This window comes from Streptomyces sp. YJ-C3 (assembly GCF_053891275.1).
The window spans coordinates 811,725-828,338 of record NZ_CM132685.1 but is presented as its reverse complement, the minus strand read 5'-3'; the positions used below and the strand labels follow the sequence as shown (position 1 = coordinate 828,338).

Here is a 16,614-nt window from a genome sequence, read left to right as displayed (position 1 = left end):
TGGGGCGCCGCGTGGCCCCGACGGAGGACGCAGACAACCGTGGACGCGCAAGGCCGTGGGCGGGCGGAGAACATCGACCCCGCAGACCAGTGGGTCCTGAACCCGCAGACCGGTGATTACGAACTGCGACTGAGCCCTTCCGGAGGGCAGTCGCCGGTACCGGGGCCCCGCCGCTCCGCACCCCGTGGCGGCGGACGGGATCAACGGGACCAGCGAAATCAGCGGGACCAGCAGGACGTGCCCCCGCAGCGCAGGCGGCGCGAGCCGCAGGCACAGGCCCCCGGGCCGGGCCGGCGCCGCTCGAAGGCCAAGAAGAAGAAGTCGACGGGCAAGAAGGTGCTGCTGTGGTCGGCCGGCAGCCTGGCCTTCGTGGTCCTCGCCACCGCGGCGGGCGGCTACTTCTACTACCAGCACCTCAACGGCAACATCACCACGCAGGACGTCGTCGGCGCCAAGAACGGCTTCAGCAAGGACGAGGCGTTCAACGTCCTCGTCATCGGCACCGACAAGCGCACCGGTAAGGGCAACGAGGGCTACGGCGACAAGGGCAGCGTCGGCCACGCCGACACGAACGTGCTGCTGCACGTCTCCAAGGACCGCTCGAACGCCACCGCGCTGAGCATCCCGCGCGACCTGATCGTGGACGTGCCGGACTGCCAGGTGAAGGACGAGAACGGTCAGCTCAAGACCATCCCCGGCACGCAGAACGTCCGCTTCAACACCAGCCTGGGACAGGACGGCCGGGACGCCGGCTGCACCATGGCGACCATCAAAGCGGTCACCGGGATCACCGTGGACCACTTCATGATGGCGGACTTCAACGCGGTGAAGACCCTGTCGACGGCAGTGGGCGGCGTGGGCGTCTGTCTCGCGAAGGACGTCAACGACGACGACTCGCATCTCGACCTGAAGGCGGGTGAGCACAATCTGATGGGCGAGGAAGCGCTCGCGTTCCTGCGCACCCGGCACAGCTGGGGGAACAAGGGCGACCTCGACCGGATCAAGGTGCAGCAGCAGTTCCTCAGTTCTCTGGCTCGCAAGATGAGTTCGGGCGACACGCTCACGAACCCGAGGAAGCTGACGAACCTCGCCGAGGCCGCGACCAAGGCGCTCACGGTCGACAAGGGCATAGGGAGTCTGACCAAGCTCAAGGATGTGGCCCTCGAGCTGAAGAAGGTGCCGACCAAGAACCTCTCGTTCGTGACCACCCCGGTCATCGACAACCCGGCCGAGAAGATCCACGCCACCGTCGTGCTCAACGAATCGGCCGCGCCTCAGGTGTTCAGCGCGATCAAGGACGACGTCTCGCTGACGGAGACGAAGAAGAAGCAGAAGGCCGCCGAGTCCGCCAAGCTGAAGGGCCCCAAGTCGGCGGCATCCGACGTGCGTGTCGACATCTACAACGGCAGCTCCACGCCCGGAGCGGCTCAGGCGACCGTCACCTGGCTCCAGAACGACAAGGGTGTCGGCAAGTCCAGCCAACTGGGCAACGCGCCTCAGAAGCAGAGCCGGACGACCCTGGAGTACTCGCCCGACCAAGCCGACCAGGCACGGCGGCTGGCCGACATCATGGGCCTGTCGGCCTCTGCCCTCAAGGAGGGCAAGAGCGAGACGAACGACCAGGGGCTGCCGGCGATGATTCTCGTCCTCGGCTCCGACTTCAAGGGTGCGGGGACACCCATCAGCGGTTCGGCATCGGCGCCGGACGTGGACAAAACAACAGCGGACAAGACTGTGTGCGCCAAGTGACCAACCTCAGCCGCCCCTTGACTGTCTAACCAACCGACAGTCGGGGCGGCCGAGTTATGGCCACAGGGCGGGAGGGTGGGGCGGGGCATGGGGCGAAGCAGTGTGCGCGGGGAGCGCTCACGACCGAACGGCAAGCACAGAGAACCGTCGTCCGCGGCTGGAGAATTGGGCTGGGACGAGACCTTGTACGCGGACGGCTCCCGGCCGGACGCCGACGGACGGCCCACCAAAGGGGACGACGCACAGGGCAGTGGACGGCGCAGAGCCACCGGCCGCCCGCGGCGCCGACGGGCACGCCGGGTGCTGCGCTGGACCGCGCTCACCCTTGCCGTGCTCATACTGGGCGCGGCCGGCGCCGGCTACCTCTGGTACCAACACCTCAACAACAACATCGAGAAGGGCGAGCGGAGCAGCGCCGACACGGGCGTGAAGAAGGCTGAGCCGAACGCCGCCGGGCAGACGCCGATCAACATCCTGTTGATCGGATCCGACAGCCGGAACTCGGCCGAGAACGTGAAACTGGGCGGAAGCAAAGGGAGCGTCGGCAGCAAGCCCTTGGCCGACGTGCAGATGCTCATCCACATCTCCGCCGATCGCGAGAACGCGTCGATCGTCAGCATCCCGCGGGACACCCGGGTGAACATCCCCGCGTGCGAAGACCGGGAATCCCACACCAAGTACGCGGCGACGAACACCATCATCAACGAGTCCCTCCAGCGCGGCGGCCCCGGATGCACCCTGGCCACGTGGGAGAAGCTCACCGGCTTGTACATCGACCACTGGATGATGGTGGACTTCGCCGGTGTCGTCACGATGGCCGACGCCGTCGGCGGGGTGAACGTGTGCGTCAAGCAGAACGTCTGGGACCGCCCGCTGCCCGGCGTTCCGGGTGGCTCCGGCCTCAAGCTGACTGCCGGGGATCACAAGGTCAAGGGCAAGTCGGCACTTCAGTGGCTCCGTACCCGGCACGCCTTCTACAGCGACCTGGGCCGCGCCAAAGCGCAGCACATGTACATGAGCTCGATGCTCCGGACGCTCAGAGAGCAGAATGCGTTCTCCGACAGCGGCCGGCTCCTGAACCTGGCGGAGTCCGCCACGAAGGCCCTCAAGGTCTCCGAGGAAGTCGGTACGGTGAAGAAGCTCTACGACCTCTCCATGCAGCTCAAGCAGGTTCCCGCCAAGCGCATGACCACGCTGACCATGCCGACGGCCGAAGATCCGCAGAACCGGAATCATCTGGTACCCGCGACGGCCGACGCCGAGAAGATCTGGGCGATGCTCCGCGACGACATCGCGCTCGACAAGAACAGTGACGATGCCGCGGACGACGGCGGCAAGCAGACCGCCTCGCCGTCGCCCAGCGCCGACGCGGACACCGCGGGTTCCTTCCCCGTGCTGGTCAGGAACGGTACGAACGGCGCCGGGCAGGCGGCGGTGCCCCGGCGTGCGAACGCCCTCGCGCAGACTCTGCAACAGAAGGGATTCACCCGGGCCGCCGCCGACTCGACCGCCTTCCCGCTCAGGACGACAGTGGTGGCGTACCCCGAGAACGCCGGTTCCCGGGCCAAGGAGAACGCGACCTTGGTGGCGCAGTCCCTCGGGATTCCCCAGAGCGCGGTGCAGGCATCCGACGGCGTCACGGCCGTCACGCTGAGCGTCGGCGCGGACTGGCGCGAGGGAAGTACGTATCCGAAGCAGAAGGCCGTGAAGCCGGGCGACATCCCGGACACCGCGGACGCCCTGAACGGATCCGACGAGGACGCCTGCATGGACGTGTACAAGCCCTACCGCTGGTAGGCAGGCCACCCTCGCTGCTATGGGCCCCTTCTCACTCCGAGGAGGGGCCCGCGCGGTTTCCGGTCAACTTCCCTCAGTTTCACGCCACTTGGCACTTGATCCGCAACTATGCGGCGTGCCCATGCCAAGATCTCCTTCGCCATTCACAGGAAATTCACGGAACGCCGACGGGTCCGTCGGCCGATCCGTCATGCCCATGGGGAGAGACGATGCGCAAGGTACTCGGCCGGATCGGAGTTGTGCTGGCAACTGCCGCGGCCGCCTGCGTCTTGGGGCCTGTCAGCACCGCGAGTGCAGCCACCTACGGCTGCAACGGCTCGCAGATCGACAGCTGGGACAACACCTACAACGGCACGACCTACGCGACCACGTATCTGTTCTGGGACGGCACCTACAACTGCGTTGCCGCCGTGAAGCGTGGCTCGTACTACGGCAAGTCGTCGCGCATCCGCGTGGAGGGCTACACCAACGTCGACGGATACATAGGAAACGACGACGGCCACTACCTGTACTACGCGAACTACAAGTTCTACGGCAAGGGACGCTGCGTCGCCGTCGAGACCGACATGTGGAACTTCAGCGGCAACAACATCATCCAGGACCACGTGCCGTACTCCGGCTACTTCCACTGCGGCTGACCCCGGGCGAGAGACAGGAAACCCAACTCATGTTCAAGAACGGCAAGTTCAGACTCGCCCGCTGGATCAGCGTCGCATCGGTCATGTTCGGCTTCGGGATCGCCGTACCGGTCGCCGTCGCACCCGCCGCATCGGCCGCCACCAGCTGCAGCGGGACCTTGATCGACCAGCTCAACAACTACGACTACACCACCTCACCGCACAAGCACGTCGCCACCACGTACCTGTACTGGGACGGCACCTACAACTGCGCCATCTCCATCAAGGCCGGCTCCTACTACGGTGTGAGCTCGCGCATGAACTTGACGCTGATGTCCCAGAAGGGCGGACAGGCATCGGACCCCGGGTACTTCAAGTACCAGGCCGGGCCGGTGAAGGTCAACGGCAAGGGCACGTGCATCGCCACCGAACTGGACATGTGGCGGCCGGGTGGCGCGAACTTCCTCCAGGACCGGTGGCCGGCGGGCGGCTACTTCCACTGCGGCTGACGGCTGCGGCCGGACAGGAGACCAGCACCGATGATCAAGCTCACCCGATGGCTCACCTGCGCGGCCCTGCTGGCCGGAGTCGGTGTCGTGGCGCCCGTCGTGGCGGCATCACCCGCCTCGGCCGCCGGTTACGGATGCGCCGGCAACTTGGTGTACTCGAAGTCCGTCTACGCCAACAGAAGCGGCTACACCAACCTGATCGGAACGGTGTACGACTACTACGACGGGACCTACAACTGTTCCGTCTTCGTGAAGTCCGCCTACGTCGGCACACCCACGCAGATGGACTTCTCCATCTACAAGGGCCCTGATTACGCCAGCTACGACTCGGATACCGGCAAGTTCTCCAGCTACGCGGGCCCCGTGCGCATCAAGGCCCCCGGAGTCTGTGTCAGCGAAATGCTCATCATGGACAACCCGAGCGGCAAGCAGATCTTCTTCGGCGAGGCGGCGGCACCGCATTCCTGCGGCTGACGAGCATCGGCGAAGAACGACACACGACACGCCTGCGGCGCGGGAGGCCGACTCCCGCGCTGCAGGCGTCAGTTGGCAGCTGTCTCCGGGTTGCGCACGGCCGGCCGCCGCGACGCGATGACGCGCTTCGCCAGCGACTTCGGGCTGGTCAGGAAGCCCCAGCCCCACGACATGTGCATCGTCGCGAGGGCGACGGGGATCTGGGCGCGCGCCTTGAGCGACAGGCCCTTGCCCGCCGGGACGGAACCGGCGGCGATGGCCGCCAGATAGCCGGCCGGGATCACGAAGCCCCACGGCGTGAGGGCCGCGCCGACCACGACGCCGGCCGCGATCGCGACGACGGCGGTCGGCGGGGCGAGGTAGCGCAGGTTGATGGAGCCCGAGTGGTAGCGGGCGACCACGTGGCGCCAGCGGCCGTAGTCCTTGTACTGCTTGGCGAGCGCCTTGACGCTCGGGCGCGGGCGGTACGAGACCAGCAGGTCGGGCGAGAACCAGATCAGGCCGCCGGCCTCGCGGATCCGGAAGTTCAGCTCCCAGTCCTGGGCGCGGATGAACTCCTCGTTGTAGCCGCCCTGTTGCTCCAGTGCCTCGCGCCGGAAGACGCCCAGGTAGACCGTCTCGGCCTGCTGCGCCTCGCCGCCCGTGTGGAAGGCCGCGTTGCCGACACCGATCTTCGAGGTCATCGCGGCGGCGACGGCCTGCTCCCAGGCGTTGGTGCCCTGGGCGTGCATGATGCCGCCGACGTTCATCGCGCCGGTCTCCTCCAGGAGGCGGACGGCGGTCGCGATGTAGCCCGGGGAGAGCGCGGCGTGGCCGTCGACGCGGACCACGACCGGGTGGCGGGAGGCCTTGATCGCGGCGTTCAGCGCGGCGGGGGTGCGGCCCGTCGGGTTCGGGACGGTGACCACGCTGGGGTGCTCGGCGACCAGCTGCGCGGCGATCTCGTCCGTGCGGTCGGTGGACGGGCCGAGAGCGACCACGACCTCCATCTCGCCGTCGTACTCCTGCGCCAGGATCGCCTCGACGGCCTCCCGCAGATGCCGCTCCTCGTTGAGGACGGGCATGATCACGGATACGGCCGGAAGCTGCATGTCGGAGTTCGCGTTCATCAGGCGTCACGTTACCGCTAATGGGGGACACCGGCGCGCGCCGCCCGAGTCACTACCGCGGTCGGGAGATCGTATCGGCCTACGGTGCCAAGGCCTGTGGAGACGACAGGCCCTGTCCCACGCCCGCCTTCGCGGAGGTGTCCCCACGTGCCCACGCCGCCCCGCTCCCCCGCCCGTCCGCAGCGTCCCCCGCGGCCCGCGCAGGGCCGCCGTCCGGGCGAACCCCTGCGCAGGAAGAAGCCCCGGTGGGCCATGCGGGTGGCCACGACGTTCTCCGTCACGGTGCTCGCCGCGGCCGGGATCGGGCACGCGCTCGTCACGGGCATCGACACCGGCATCGACCGGATCGACCCGTTCAAGGACATGAAGAACCGCCCGGCCGCCGGACACGGCGTGAACGTCCTGCTCGTCGGCACCGACGGCCGCGACAAGATCAGCGACGAGGAGCGGCGGAAGTACCGGCTCGGCGGGGCGCCCTGCCACTGCACCGACACGATCATGATCGTGCACATCTCGGCCGACCACGAGCGCGCGTCCGTCGTCTCCCTGCCCCGCGACTCGTACGCCATGATGCCGCCGCACACCGACCAGACCACCGGGGACAAGCACCACGAGCACCCGGTCAAGATCAACGCGGCGTACGCGGAGGGCGGCCCGCAGCTGACCGTCCGCACGGTCGAGAACATGACGCACGTGAAGATCGACCACTATCTGGAGGTCGACTTCACCAGCTTCATGAAGACGGTCGACGTGCTGGGCGGCGTCGAGATCTGCACGGCCCGCCCGCTCAAGGACTCGTACACCGGGCTCGACCTGGGCGTCGGCACGCACCAGCTGGACGGCGGCGAGGCGCTCCAGTACGTACGGGCCCGGCACACCGACGGCGCCGGTGACCTCGGCCGGATGCAGCGCCAGCAGCGTTTCCTGGCGTCGCTGATCGCGAAGACGACGTCGTCCGGGGTGCTGCTCAACCCGGTCAGGTTCCGCAACGTGGCGCGGACGCTGCTCAGCTCCGTCCGGGCCGACAAGGGGTTCGGGACGGACGAGATGGTCGACCTGGCGCGGGCCATGCGCTCGTTCACGCCGTCGTCGTCGGAGTTCACGACCGTGCCGATCGGGGACATCAGCTATCCGGTCAAGGGCATCGGCTCCACCGTGAAGTGGGACCCGAAGAAATCCGGGAAGCTGTTCCAGGCGCTGCGCGACGACAAGCCGCTCGCCGCGCACCATGCCCGGAAGAAGGCGACCGTCGTCGGTGTCTCGCCGCAGCAGATCCGGGTGCAGGTGGAGAACGGGACGATGACGGCGGGGCTCGGCAAGAAGGTCGACACCGCGCTGCGGGGCACCGGGTTCCGGACGACGCGGGCGCCGGTGAACGCCGACAGCCGGACCGCGAAGCAGACCGTCGTGCTGTACGACCCGCGCTGGGACCGCTCCGCGAAGTCCCTGGCCACGGCGCTGCCCGGGGCGCAGCTCAGGGCCGTCAAGGGGCAGGGGGCCGTGCTGAAGGTGCTCGCCGGGGCGGATTACAAGGGGGTGCGGGCGGTGCGGGCCGAGGACGCGTATCAGGGGGAGTACGGGGCGATCACCGGGGATCAGGTGGCGTGCTCCTGAAAGAGGCGCGGGCCTCGGGGCTCCGCCCCGGACCCCGCTCCTCAATCGCCGGAGGGGCTTGACGATGCGGAGGGGCTTGATGCGGCGGCCGACTGGGCCCTCAGCTCCTTGATGGCCCGGCGGCGCGCCAGCCGGTGCTGGCGGCGGATCTGGGCCTCCTGGTAGCGGCGCCGGTCACGGTCGGTCTCCGGCAGCACCGGCGGCACGGCGCGGGGCTTGCCGTCAGAGTCCACCGCGGCGAAGACCAGGTAGGCGGAGCCCACCTGCTGCGCGGGCGTCGACTCGTTCCAGCGCTCGGCCAGGACCCGCACGCCGACCTCCATCGAGGTCCGTCCGGTCCAGTTGACCTGGGCCTTCACGTGGACGAGGTCGCCGACGCGGACCGGCTCCAGGAACGCCATCTCGTCCATGGAGGCCGTCACGGCCGGGCCGCCGGAGTGCCGGCCGGCCACGGCGCCCGCCGCGTCGTCCACCAGTTTCATGATCACGCCACCGTGCACCGTCCCCAGGAGGTTGGTGTCGTTGTGCGTCATGATGTGCGACAACGTCGTACGGGAAGCAGCGGTCGGCTTGCCCGGAATATCGGACTCCGTGCCGTGGGCCAGGTCTGTCATGCCACCCACCATATGCGCGCGCCGATTGTGTCAGCTCTGCAACAGCCCTGGTCCGATTTCCCATCCACTCTTGTAAGGCACACAGCCGCGCACGGCACACTGGACTTATGAATGACTGGCCCGAGGGGCGGAGCGACAGGCAGAGCGGCGGCAGCCGCGGCGGCTACGGCCGCGGCAGCGGCAGCGCGCGCCCCGAGGGTGCGCGGGTCATGCCGCACGTGCAGCGCCCCGTCCCGCAGCAGCAGCCCGCGTACGACGACGGGTACGACGACCTGTACCGCGACCAGCGCGGCCAGGGCTCGTACGACAACGGGTACGACAGCGGCTACAACACGGGCCAGGTGTACGGCCAGCCCAGCCGTGCCGGGAACGGCGGGGGCGGAGGCGGGGGCGGCGACTACGGGCCGCCCACCGGCCGCCCCGCGCGCCCGGCGCCGAACTGGCGCAAGCGCATCAAGTGGACCGCGATCATCGTGGTCAGCGTGGTCGCGGTGACCAGCATCGCCACGTACTTCTGGGCCGACTCCAAGCTCAACCGGGACGTGGACCTGTCCAAGGTCATCGACCGGCCGGAGTCGGGCGACGGCACGAACTACCTGATCGTCGGCACCGACAGCCGCGAGGGCATGTCCGACGCCCAGAAGAAGGAGCTGCACACGGGCTCCGCCGAGGGCAAGCGCACGGACACGATGATGATCCTGCACGTCGGCGGCAACGGGGACACCCTCGTCTCGCTGCCGCGTGACTCGAACGTCACGATCCCGAGCTTCAAGGGCGCCGAGTCCGGCAAGCTCTACCCGGGCACGGGCCGCCAGGTGAAGCTGAACGCCGCGTACGCGGAGGACGGCCCCGAGCTGCTCGTGCGCACCGTCGAGGCCAACACGGGCCTGCACATCGACCACTACGCGGAGATCGGCTTCGGCGGCTTCGCGAGCATCGTGGACGCGGTCGGCGGCGTCGAGATGAACCTGAAGGAAGGCTTCAAGGACAAGTGGTCCGGGGCCGACTTCAAGGCGGGCAAGCAGACCCTGAACGGCCAGCAGGCCCTCGCCTTCGTCCGTACCCGGCACGCCTTCGCCGCGTCCGACCTGCAGCGCACCAAGAACCAGCAGGCGTTCCTCGCGGCGCTCGCCCACAAGGTGGCGTCCCCGTCGACCGTCATGAACCCGTTCAAGCTGTACCCGACGCTGGGCGCCGGCCTGGACTCGCTCGTCGTCGACAAGGACATGAGCCTGTGGGACCTGGGCTCGATGTTCCTGGCGATGAAGAGCGTCTCCGGCGGTGACGGCAAGTCCATGAACATGCCGACGAACGGCTCGGTCAACGGCAACCTGCTCTGGGACAAGACCAAGGTCAAGCAGCTCGTCGACCAGTTCAACAACGACGAGAAGGTCACCGTCTCCGGCAGCTGACGGCCGGGGGCGTCACCCGCTCCCGTAGTCCTCGGCCAGGTCGCCGATGAGCGCGAGGAGGGCGTCGGCCCGGCGGCGGTCCTCACGCTGAGCGCGCAGGGCCTGATGGAGTGCCCGGAGCCGCTCCACGGCCGACGGGTCCCGGTGCCTCACGTCGTCCAGCAGCGGTGAGGTGGTCAGATCCAGGCTTTCGGTGAACAGCAGCCGAGTGGACTGGGCGGCGGGAGCCGAGTCAGGGGCGGCGAACCCGCTGGTCAGGTACCGCACCGGGTCGGTCAGGCTCCAGCCGACGACGGTGCCGTGCTGGACGAGCAGCGCCACGTCCTGGGCGACGCCGATGCGGGCCTCCAACGGCTCGTCGAGGACGTCGAGGTCGCGCAGGCAGGTCAGCACCCTGTCGCCCGGAGCGCGGCAGAGCTCGGTCGCCGCCTCGAGGCGGAAATCCCGCGCCTCGTCCGCACGCAGGCCGCCCGGACGGGCGAGGGGCAGGTCCGGGACACGGGCGCAGTCCTCGGCACCGGCGATCTCGTACGGCAACTGGAACTGGAGACCGACCAGTTGACGGTCCGTCGGGTCGAACCTGGCCTCGTCGGGCGCGTCCCAGAGCCAGTCCTGACTGCCGAAGGTGTCCAGCTGGAAACGCTCCTGCTCCTCGGCGCTCCCGTACGTCGCGACGCGCACCCGCTGCCCCGCGAAGTCGAAGCGCGGGGTGATGGGCAGCGGTTCCCCCGTGACCGTCGCGGTCCAGTTGTCGTCGAAGGTGAGTTTCACGGTGAATGCCGCCTCATCGAATCTGTTCGGCCGGAGCCACGAAGCCGTTCTTCGCCGGAATCCTGCCTTCCACGACGTCGGCATGGGTAATCGGGCTGCCGGGATCGCTGGGCAGGCCGCCGAGCGCCTTCGCCCCTGATTCACCCTTGATCCCGGAAGGTCCGTAGGCCGTGATGGCGTTGCCCGCCCCGGCGCCGCCGCCTTCGGTCACCACGACGTCCTCGCCCTGGCGGAAGACCAGCCGTCCACTGCCCGCGGTCGAGTGGTACACCGCGTCGGGGTTCTTGAGGATCTCCAGCACCCGTTCGTCGCTGAAGCCGTGCCGGGTGTCCCCGTGGTAGGCGCCGCTCTTCTTGAACTTGCCGTCCTCGGCCCGCTTGATGACGTCTTCCGCGGTCTCGTGGGCCTTCACCCTGGCCTGGGCGGCCTTCTCCTCCTTCGTGTACTTGGGCATGAGCCCCAGCGGGTCGGACCCGGCGTGCGGATTGCCCACGTACGCGAGCGGGTTCGGCGCGGGAGCGAGGCCCAGGGGGTCGGGCGAGGTGTAGCGGGCGGTCTCGGGGTCGTAGTGGCGGAAGTAGTTGTAGTGGAGGCCCGTCTCGGGGTCGTAGTACTGGCCGGGGAAGCGCAGCGGCGTGTACGCGCCGCTGTCGCGGGCCCAGGCCGTGGTGCCCCACAGGGTGGACCGGGACCGCCAGGCGATGTCGCCGGACTCGTCGATGAGTTCGGTGGGCGTGCCGACGAGGTCCGTGGCGATGGCGAAGAACCGGCGGTCGATCTCCGCCCGGCCGTTCTCGGCGTCGAGGATGCGCTCGGTCTGGGCCAGCGGGACGACGTCCTGGTGGTCCCAGGTGAGGGCGACCACGGACGGGCCGTCCGGCTGGTGGCTGGTCTGTTCGCACAGGGTGAGGCCGTCCCAGGTGAACCTGGTCTCCTCGACGACGTGCTCGCCGTCGGGTGCCAGGCACTGCTTGGCCGTGCGACGTCCCAGAGGGTCGTACCGGTAGCGCCACCGCGTGCCGTCGGGGGTGGTCACGGCGGTGAGGCGGTTCTCGGTGTCCCACGTGTAGCGCCAGGTGTCGGGCTTGCGGGAGAGGCGGGTCTTCTGCCGGAGCGTGATCCGGCCGAGCGCGTCGTGCTCGAAACGCACCGCTCCGGCCCGGGCGATCGTGGTGCCGGTGTAGACGCGCTCTCCGGTGGCCTCGTTGCCCGGGTGCCGCGACGGCCAGGACGCCTCGGTCTGGTTGCCCGCCTCGTCGTAGGCGTACCGCTCCGTCCAGCCGCGGGCGTGGACGGCGGTGACCCGGCCGGTCCGGTCGAGGTCGAAGGTGCGGGTGCCGGCCAGCCGGTCCGCCACCGCGAGCAGATGGCCGTCGGCGCGGTAGGAGTAGGCGCGGCTGTTGACGGCGCGTTCGCCTGCGGTGATGTGCTGCTCGGCAAGGCGTCCGGCCTCGTCCCAGGCGGAGGCGAGCGTGAGTGCTCCCCCGAGGACGCGGGTGAGTTCCCGTCCCGCGGCGTCGTGGGTGAAGGCGACCTGGCGTCCGCCCGTCGTCAGCCGCTCGGTCCTGCCACCCGCGTCGTAGGCGTAACCGGTGACGTGGCCGGTCGGGGTGGTGCGGCTCGTGCGGCGGCCCAGCTTGTCGTAGGTGTAGGCGATGGCGCGGCCGTCGACCAGTTCCGTCTTGACCCGGCCGCGGCGGTCGTACTGGTAGCGCAGTTCGCCGTCCGGGCCGACCGCTTCGAGGAGGCGTCCCGCGCCGTCGTAGGTGTACCTCGTCGTCCGGCCGTCGACGTCCTTGCGGATCGCCTGGCCGAGCTCGTCGCGCTCGAAGGCGACGGTGCCGCCGAGCGCGTCGGTGCGCGCGGCCAGGTGGCCCTCGGCATCCATCCGGTAGGTGAGCGTGCGTCCGTCGAAGTCGCTCTCGGAGACGATGTTGCCGACGGCGTCGTACGTGTAGTCCCAGGTCAGCCCTTGCGGGTTGGTGACGCGGGTGAGGTGGAGGTGCGCGTCGTGCGTGAACTCGTAGCGGACGCCGTCGGGTCCGGTGCGGGCCAGCGGCAGATCGAAGTGGGTGTACTCGAACCGGGAGACGCCGCCCGACGCGTCGGTGTGGGTCAGGCAGTTGCCCTCGCCGTCGTACGTCCATGACTCGGTGGCGCCGTCGGGTCCCGTGCGGCGGGCGAGCTGTCCGTCGGCGTCCCACACGTAGGACGTGACGCCGCCCACCGGGTCGGTGATCCGCACCGGACGGCCGAGGGCGTCGCGCTCCGTGCGGGTGAGGTCGCCCGCGGGTCCGGTGACCGCCATCGGCAGCCCGGCCGCGTCGCACACCACCGCCGTGGTGGCGCCGAGGGCGTCGGTGACGGAGGTGAGCCGTCCGGCGTGGTCGTAGGTGTGGTGCGTGGTGGCGCGGGCCTGATCGGTGGTGGTCGTGCGGTTGCCGCGTTCGTCGTACGTGTGGACCGTGCGGGTGCCGTCCGCCTGCACGACCTCCACCGGCAGGCCGAACGGGCCGCGTACGGTGCGCAGTTCGCTGCCGTCGGGGCGGGTGGCCGAGACGATCCGGCCGTCCTCGTCGTACGTGAAGGAGGTGGTACGGCCCAGCGCGTCGGTGCGGGTCCGCCGGTGGCCGCGCGCGTCGTACGTGTACCGGGTGGTGTGGCCCAGCGGATCGGTGAGCGTCACCAGGCGGCGGCCGGGGCCGTACACATAGCGGGTCGCGTGTCCGTCGGCGGTGGTGAGCGTGGTGGTGCTGTGGCCCGTCTCCGGGTCCGGGTCGGTGTAGGCGAGGGTGATCTGGACGTGGCCGGCCTCGCCGCCCTCGGAGACGACGCGGTCATGGTCGTCGTAGACGTAGTCGTAGCGGCTGTTGTTGGAGTCGATCCAGGCGGTGACGCGTCGTCGGTCGTCGTAGACGAAGGTGGTGACGGCGCCGGACGGCTTGGTGACGGTGGTGAGGTTGCCGTCCTCGTAGCCGTAGTTCATCAGGGGGAGGTCCGTGCCGTCCGCGGCGGCGCCGGCCAGGGACAGGGCGGTGAGGAGGCCGTCGGTGACGGTCAGCCGCAGGTGGCGGCCCGCCGAGTCGACGAGGGCGCTCGGCGTGCCGTCCTCGTCCCGGTCGACGGTGACGCGGTGGCCGTTGCGTTCGCTGATCGCGGTCAGCCAGGCGGTTCCGTCCTCCCCCGGTTCGCTGCCCGCGGGGGCGTCGAAGTGGAAGGTCAGTCCGCTGTCGGGGTCGCTGAGGGTGTAGTCGCCGTCGGCGTCCCTGGCCAGTTCGGTACGGGTGGTCCCGGTGCCGGGCCGGGTGGGCGCGCCGGGCACCGGGTGCGGGTACGCGACCAGGAGGCCCTCGGCGGTGACATGGAGGACACCGACCGCGTCGACCTCCAGCCGCTCGTCGACCGTGGACGTCCACGCGGGCCCCATGAAGCGGCCCACCGCGCAGCCGGACTCCGTACGACGAGTGAACACCAGCGGCAGGATGCCGGGCAGCGTGACGTCGGTCTGCGGCAGGAACATCCGGCCGGTGGCGAGGTCGACCGGGTCGCCGCCCTTTTCGCGGTCGCCGTCCGGCCGGGTGTGGGTGCCCTCCGGTTCGTCGTCGACGATCCGGCGGGCCTTCCCGGCGTCCGCCACGTCGTCCGCGACGCGCGCGGCCTTCGCGGCGCCGGCCGCGTCCTTCGCGAGGCGCGCGGCCTTGACGGCGGCGCCGCCACCGCCGGTGGCGGCGGTCAGCACGGCATCGGGGATCAGCCGGCCGACGCCCTCGGCGGGGTCCTTCATGAAGTCGGTGACCATCTGCTTGCCGGTGCCCACCGGGTCGTTGGCGGCGATCACCAGTCCTGCGGCCAGGCTGTTGAGGTTGGTCACGTACTCGGCCGGGTGCGTGAGGTTGTACGGGTCCGTGGGGTTGAGCCCGCGGACGAAGTTGAGCAGCCCCGCGGTGCCCTTGATGATGCCGCCGCCGACGTGGTCGCCCACGATCTGCATCTCCTGGGCCCCGTCGCGCAGCTGGTCGCCGTAGGAGGGCTTCTTCGGGGCGAGGTCCCGGGCGGCGCGGACCGCTGTGGACGCGGTCTCCGCGGCGGTGTTCCGCTGCTTGCGCGCCTCGGCGAGGATGTCCTGCGCGTCCTGCATCAGCTTCTTGCCCGGGTCGTCGAACGTGGCGGCGGGGCGCGGCGGCAGGCTCGACGGGTCGCGCTTGTCGGCGGGCTGCGCGTTGTACTTGTCGACCGCCTTGTTGAAGTCGTCGACCTTCTTGCGGTGGGCGTCGGCGGCGTCCTCGGACGCCTTGGTGCCCTCCTTCCACTTGTCGATCGCCGTCTGGGCCCGGCCCTGGGCCCAGGTGACGGTGCCGGCGAAGTTCTCCAGGGCGCCGGCCGCCTTCTCGCAGGCGTCGGCGCCGGTGAACCACTTGGGGGGCTGCTTGCTCACGGCGGTGCGCAGCGCCTCGGCCGCCTCGCCCTTGAGCTCGTCGGACGAGAGGCCCTTGATGCCGTCGCCCGTGGTGTCGAAGGCCTTCTGGAAACCGCGTAGTTGCCTGGCCCTGTCGAGGAGCGTGTCGGGGCTGCCGTAGATCAGCTTGGTCTTGTCCTCGGTCTGGCCGAGGTCCATCTCGTCGACCTCTGCGCCCATCCGGTTGGCGACCGAGCGGGACTGCTCGCGCACCCAGTCCGCGCCGGACTCCCAGCCGACGTCGTCCAGCCTGTCGGCGGTCCAGTTGCCGGCGTCCTCGACCCGGTTGCCGACCCACTCGACGCCGTCCTCGACCGCGTCCTCGACGACATCCGGTGTGATGTCGCTGATGATGTCGCCGAAACCCACCGTCAGTTCCCCCCGGATTCACTCTGCTGTCGGGCGCGTTCCTCCGGCGACGGGCCGAAGGTGTCGTCCAGCGCCCGGTCCCACTGATCGTCGGATATGCCGAGCGCGCCCTTGAGCACGTCCGACTGCCGGCCGCCCTGCCCCTCGGTGAGAACGGTGCGACCGGTGTCCTTCCAGGTCTGCCCCATCTCCTCACCGGCCCGGTCCCACGACTCGGCGCTCCAGTCCGGGTCCAGGGCATCGGGCGTGAACACCTCGCCCCAGTCCTGCCGGGCGATCTCCTCCTCGCTGGCGTACGGGCTGCCGCCCATCACGGAGTTGACGCCCACCTTCAGCGCGCCCTGGACGTACTGGTCGTGCTCCCACTGGGTGCCCGCGGCCAGACCGAGGCGGTTCGCGAGCTCACTGGCGTCGTGCACCAGGGCCCGCACACCCCATTCCCAGCGCTCGCAGAAGTCCTCGAAGTCCACGGAGAGACCGTGGTGTCCGGTCTCCATGCCCGTCGTCGACAGTTCCGAGAAGCCCTTGCCCATGACCGAGCCGGTGGCCCCGCCCAGCTCGCCGAGCTGATCGATGGTCGCGCCGACGCCCTGGGTGAACTTGGCGACCGCCTCCTTGCCGAAGTGCAGGTCGGCTGCTTCACCGCCCATGACCGTGTCCCCCCTGCCGCTCGGCGGCGTCGACGGCGGCGCTGTCCGGAACGATGCCGACGACCGGCGGGAAGAACATCGATCCGTCCTCGGTCGCGATGTCGACGGCGAGGCCCGCGGGTTCGCCCAGGGAGGGAACGACCTCGTCCACGATGCGCGCGCCGAGCAGCGCCGCGTAGTCCATGGGGTGATCGGGACCTGTGCGCAGCTCTGCGAACCGGGCGAGCGCCGCCTCGTCAGTGAACCCGCACACCCACCGCACCCCGCCCGATCGCGCCGACCAGAGTCCGCCGCCGGACACCGGCACCAACAGGACCGCGCGCCTCATCTCACCGACCAGTGCGCGCGGGTCGCCGACGCCTCTTCTGCGCTCCGTGATCTGTTCGGCGAGCGCCGACCTCGACTGCTCCACGCCGCTTCCCCCTCCGTGGCGTCTTCCGCTGTCCACGGACAAGGACGTACGAGGTGCCGTG

The 16,614-nt window shown here is 69.7% G+C and carries 13 protein-coding genes; 7 read left to right on the top strand and 6 right to left on the bottom strand.

From position 1 onward, the window contains the following. Positions 1-39 precede the first annotated feature (39 nt). The 5 genes from ACVHNB_RS03705 (at position 40) to ACVHNB_RS03685 (ending at position 5,146) form a co-directional block, all read left to right on the top strand. On the top strand, positions 40-1,749 hold the full coding sequence (locus tag ACVHNB_RS03705) for an LCP family protein (protein ID WP_456227403.1): 1,710 nt from the start codon (positions 40-42) through the stop codon (positions 1,747-1,749). An 87-nt stretch (positions 1,750-1,836) separates the two neighbouring features. Next, positions 1,837-3,546: an LCP family protein gene (locus ACVHNB_RS03700; RefSeq protein WP_428952856.1), complete on the top strand. Its 1,710-nt coding sequence runs from the start codon at positions 1,837-1,839 to the stop codon at positions 3,544-3,546. Positions 3,547-3,755: 209 nt separating this feature from the next. Beyond that, on the top strand, positions 3,756-4,184 hold the full coding sequence (locus ACVHNB_RS03695) for a hypothetical protein (RefSeq protein ID WP_428952857.1): 429 nt from the start codon (positions 3,756-3,758) through the stop codon (positions 4,182-4,184). A 29-nt stretch (positions 4,185-4,213) separates the two neighbouring features. Beyond that, on the top strand, positions 4,214-4,672 hold the full coding sequence (locus ACVHNB_RS03690) for a hypothetical protein (protein WP_428952858.1): 459 nt from the start codon (positions 4,214-4,216) through the stop codon (positions 4,670-4,672). A 30-nt stretch (positions 4,673-4,702) separates the two neighbouring features. Continuing rightward, a complete protein-coding gene (locus ACVHNB_RS03685) occupies positions 4,703-5,146 on the top strand; it encodes a hypothetical protein (RefSeq protein ID WP_428952859.1) in 444 nt (147 codons plus the stop codon). A gap of 68 nt (positions 5,147-5,214) precedes the next feature. On the opposite strand, the gene ACVHNB_RS03680 is transcribed toward ACVHNB_RS03685, so the two are convergent. Continuing rightward, on the bottom strand, positions 5,215-6,255 hold the full coding sequence (locus tag ACVHNB_RS03680; protein WP_428952860.1) for a glycosyltransferase family 2 protein: 1,041 nt from the start codon (positions 6,253-6,255) through the stop codon (positions 5,215-5,217). A gap of 147 nt (positions 6,256-6,402) precedes the next feature. On the opposite strand from ACVHNB_RS03680, the gene ACVHNB_RS03675 reads away from it, so the two are divergent. Continuing rightward, the gene (locus ACVHNB_RS03675) at positions 6,403-7,869 is read left to right on the top strand and encodes an LCP family protein (RefSeq protein ID WP_456227402.1); all 1,467 of its coding nucleotides are present in this window, start codon (positions 6,403-6,405) and stop codon (positions 7,867-7,869) included. 41 nt (positions 7,870-7,910) lie between these two features. On the opposite strand, the gene ACVHNB_RS03670 is transcribed toward ACVHNB_RS03675, so the two are convergent. Then, positions 7,911-8,483: an acyl-CoA thioesterase gene (locus tag ACVHNB_RS03670; RefSeq protein ID WP_428952862.1), complete on the bottom strand. Its 573-nt coding sequence runs from the start codon at positions 8,481-8,483 to the stop codon at positions 7,911-7,913. Positions 8,484-8,590: 107 nt separating this feature from the next. Between ACVHNB_RS03670 and ACVHNB_RS03665 the strand changes: the two genes are divergently transcribed. Beyond that, positions 8,591-9,895: an LCP family protein gene (locus ACVHNB_RS03665; RefSeq protein ID WP_456227401.1), complete on the top strand. Its 1,305-nt coding sequence runs from the start codon at positions 8,591-8,593 to the stop codon at positions 9,893-9,895. A 12-nt stretch (positions 9,896-9,907) separates the two neighbouring features. Here ACVHNB_RS03665 and ACVHNB_RS03660 read toward each other — a convergent pair whose 3' ends face one another. Genes ACVHNB_RS03660 through ACVHNB_RS03645 form a run of 4 tightly spaced genes read right to left on the bottom strand, consistent with a single transcriptional unit; the run spans position 9,908 to position 16,553 of the window. Then, positions 9,908-10,666, bottom strand: coding sequence for a hypothetical protein (locus tag ACVHNB_RS03660; protein ID WP_428952864.1), 759 nt, complete (start codon positions 10,664-10,666; stop codon positions 9,908-9,910). Between the two features lie 13 nt (positions 10,667-10,679). Continuing rightward, positions 10,680-15,491 (bottom strand): putative T7SS-secreted protein, encoded by a 4,812-nt coding sequence (locus ACVHNB_RS03655; RefSeq protein ID WP_456227400.1) that lies wholly within the window; start codon positions 15,489-15,491, stop codon positions 10,680-10,682. 2 nt (positions 15,492-15,493) lie between these two features. Then, positions 15,494-16,141, bottom strand: coding sequence for a hypothetical protein (locus tag ACVHNB_RS03650; protein ID WP_456227399.1), 648 nt, complete (start codon positions 16,139-16,141; stop codon positions 15,494-15,496). Further along, entirely contained in the window at positions 16,131-16,553 is a 423-nt protein-coding gene (locus tag ACVHNB_RS03645) for a hypothetical protein (protein WP_456227398.1), read from the bottom strand. Before ACVHNB_RS03645 ends, ACVHNB_RS03650 begins: the two co-directional genes overlap by 11 nt. Between the last annotated feature and the right edge of the window lie 61 nt (positions 16,554-16,614).

What these genes read in the sequence shown, in the direction of transcription:
- ACVHNB_RS03700 (WP_428952856.1), top strand. Translation starts at nt 1,837, where the DNA reads ATGGGGCGAAGCAGTGTGCGCGGGGAGCGCTCACGACCGAACGGCAAG.
- ACVHNB_RS03695 (WP_428952857.1), top strand. Translation starts at nt 3,756, where the DNA reads ATGCGCAAGGTACTCGGCCGGATCGGAGTTGTGCTGGCAACTGCCGCG.
- ACVHNB_RS03690 (WP_428952858.1), top strand. Translation starts at nt 4,214, where the DNA reads ATGTTCAAGAACGGCAAGTTCAGACTCGCCCGCTGGATCAGCGTCGCA.
- ACVHNB_RS03685 (WP_428952859.1), top strand. Translation starts at nt 4,703, where the DNA reads ATGATCAAGCTCACCCGATGGCTCACCTGCGCGGCCCTGCTGGCCGGA.
- ACVHNB_RS03680 (WP_428952860.1), bottom strand. Translation starts at nt 6,255, where the DNA reads ATGAACGCGAACTCCGACATGCAGCTTCCGGCCGTATCCGTGATCATG.
- ACVHNB_RS03670 (WP_428952862.1), bottom strand. Translation starts at nt 8,483, where the DNA reads ATGACAGACCTGGCCCACGGCACGGAGTCCGATATTCCGGGCAAGCCG.
- ACVHNB_RS03665 (WP_456227401.1), top strand. Translation starts at nt 8,591, where the DNA reads ATGAATGACTGGCCCGAGGGGCGGAGCGACAGGCAGAGCGGCGGCAGC.
- ACVHNB_RS03650 (WP_456227399.1), bottom strand. Translation starts at nt 16,141, where the DNA reads ATGGGCGGTGAAGCAGCCGACCTGCACTTCGGCAAGGAGGCGGTCGCC.